This window comes from Sneathiella sp. (assembly GCF_041689005.1).
GTDB lineage: Bacteria > Pseudomonadota > Alphaproteobacteria > Sneathiellales > Sneathiellaceae > Sneathiella.
The window spans coordinates 1-2,901 of the sequence record NZ_JBDNHC010000181.1; the positions used below are offsets into that span (position 1 = coordinate 1).

Below are 2,901 nucleotides of genomic sequence, written 5' to 3' on the forward strand. Positions count from 1 at the left end.
AACCATTGTCGATCTCATTCGAATTTTCAGTTACGACGTTGATTTCCAGCGCGAAATCCAGCCCGGCGACAGTTTTGAGGTTTATTTTGAACGGTTTTCTGATGAAAATGGCGACATTTTAAAAGATGGTGCCATTCACTGGGCTTCCATGACGCTGAGCGGTAAAAAAATATCGCTTTATCGGTTCAAGACCGACGACGACGGTTTCACGGACTATTATGATGAACAGGGACGAAGCGTCAAAAAGTCGCTGATGCGAACACCCATAGACGGCGCACGCCTGACATCGGGTTTCGGCAAACGCAAACATCCGGTCCTCGGCTATACAAAGATGCATCGCGGCGTTGACTTCGGGGCCCGTCGGGGAACACCGATCATGGCTGCCGGAAATGGTGTAATTGAACGGGCGTCCCGCTATGGCAGTTTCGGTAATTATGTCCTGATACGCCATAACAATGAATATGAGACCGCCTACGCCCATATGAAAAAATTTGCCAAAGGCATTCATAAGGGGTCACATGTCAAACAGGGGCAGATTATTGGGTATGTGGGAACAACCGGGCGATCAACCGGACCGCATCTGCATTATGAGGTTCATAAGAACAATCGCCAGATCAACCCGCTTTCCGTCAAGCTCCCGGCCGGACGGAAGCTTACCGGCAAAATGCTAACCGCATTCAGTGCCTACGCTGACGAGATCCGACAGGAAGTTACCGGAGCAGATCTGGAAACGAAACTCGCGAAGTTAAGCGATTAACCGCGAAACGGAACTGGGCTGAGCCCCCCACAAATACGACCGTCGTTTATTCGACGGTCGTATTTTTTTTACCGATTAACACCTCGGTTTAGGCGGCATCCGCCAGGACATCATTGATCGTCAGCCCGTCCTCGCCTGCCGAGATTTTAACAGTGACGCCATCGCCGATCACGCCTTCCAGAATTTGGGAGGCGAGAGGATTCTGCAGAGATCGCTGAATAACCCGTTTCAGGGGCCGGGCCCCATAGACCGGATCATAGCCCCGGTCGGCGAGCCATTCATGGGCGGCGGCATCCAGGTCGAGTTCAATATGCTGTCCCAACAGTAATTTCTGTAGGTGAGACAGCTGAATATCAACGATCGCACTCATATCCTCCCGCGTCAGACGATGGAAGATAATCTGCTCATCGAGCCTGTTCAGGAATTCCGGTCGAAACGCTGCGCGGACAGCCTCCATGACATTGTGCTGCACCAAGGCATCATCCGCATCATTGCCGGTTGACAGAAACTCGCTGCCGAGATTGGATGTGAGAATGATCAGGGTATTCTTGAAATCCACCGTGCGTCCCTGACCATCGGTCAACCGTCCGTCATCGAGGACCTGCAGCAAGATATTAAAGACATCGGGATGGGCCTTTTCCACCTCGTCAAAGAGAATAACCTGATAGGGCCGACGACGAACGGCCTCAGTAATGACGCCGCCCTGATCATACCCAACATACCCCGGCGGCGCCCCGATCAGACGCGCGACACTGTGCTTTTCCATATATTCAGACATGTCCATACGGATCATGGCATGTTCGTCATCGAACAGGAACTCGGCAAGTGCCTTGGTCAATTCTGTTTTACCAACACCCGTTGGCCCCAGGAACAGGAATGACCCAATGGGACGGTTCGGGTCCTGAAGCCCGGCCCGGGAGCGGCGCACTGCGTTGGAAACCGCTTTCAGGGCATCTTCCTGACCGATCACGCGCTTGCGCAGCTGTGTTTCCATGTTTAAAAGCTTTTCGCGTTCGCCTGACAGCATTTTATCAACGGGAATACCGGTCCAGCGGGAAACAACCCCGGCGATATCCTCCTCTTTCACGCTTTCGCGGCCAAGGGAAGACCCTTCAGCCTCCTCTGCCTCCGAAAGCTGCTTCTCCAGCGCCGGGATGACCCCATAGGCCAATTCGCCTGCCCTTTGCAGTTGTCCCTGCCGCTGGCACGTCGCAAGCTCGTTACGGGCCTCATCAAGCTGCTCCTTGACATGTTGGGCCCTGTTGAGTTTCTCTTTCTCCATCTGCCAGCTTTCCGTCAGGTCGGCAGACTGTTTTTCAAGATCAACCAGTTCGGACTGCAGCTTCTCCAACCGCTCTTTGGATGCCTTGTCCGTTTCCTTTTCCAGCGCTGAACTCTCGATCTTCATTTGCATGATCCTGCGATCGAGCTCGTCCACTTCCTCAGGCTTGCTATCCACCTCCATGCGGCGGCGGCTGGCGGCTTCATCCATCAGGTCGATTGCCTTGTCCGGCAAAAACCGGTTAGTGATATAACGGTCCGAAAGGGTTGCCGCCGCAACAAGGGCGCTGTCGGCAATCTGAACGCCGTGATGGAGCTCATATTTTTCCTTCAGGCCACGTAAAATCGAAATGCTGTCCTCGACCGTCGGCTCAGATACGAGTATCGACTGGAACCGGCGGGCAAGCGCCGCATCCTTTTCGATATATTTACGGTATTCATCCAGCGTTGTGGCGCCGACACAATGGAGTTCCCCACGTGCGAGCGCCGGTTTCAACAAGTTGGACGCATCCATCGAGCCTTCCGCGGCACCGGCGCCAACAAGCGTATGCAACTCATCAATAAACAGAATGATTTCGCCGCCCGTGGCGGAGACTTCCGACAAGACTGCCTTCAGCCGCTCTTCGAATTCACCGCGATATTTTGCGCCCGCAATAAGCTGCCCCAGATCGAGGGACATCAGTCTTTTGTTTTTCAGGCTTTCCGGAACATCACCGTTGACGATGCGCCGGGCAAGGCCCTCAACGATTGCCGTCTTTCCAACACCGGGATCCCCGATCAGGACTGGATTATTCTTGGTCCGGCGCGACAACACCTGTATCGTCCGGCGAATTTCCTCGTCGCGGCCAATGACGGGATCAAGC

The 2,901-nt window shown here is 54.1% G+C and carries 2 protein-coding genes; one reads left to right on the top strand and one right to left on the bottom strand.

Annotated features, from left to right (window positions below; all coding sequences use genetic code 11):
- On the top strand, nucleotides 1–757 hold a 757-nt coding region (locus tag ACESNI_RS19420; RefSeq protein WP_373090167.1), incomplete at its 5' end, for a M23 family metallopeptidase.
- Nucleotides 758–845: 88 nt separating this feature from the next.
- Here ACESNI_RS19420 and ACESNI_RS19425 read toward each other — a convergent pair.
- Nucleotides 846–2,901, bottom strand: a 2,056-nt coding sequence (locus ACESNI_RS19425) for an AAA family ATPase (RefSeq protein WP_373090170.1), incomplete at its 5' end; no start/stop codon positions are given.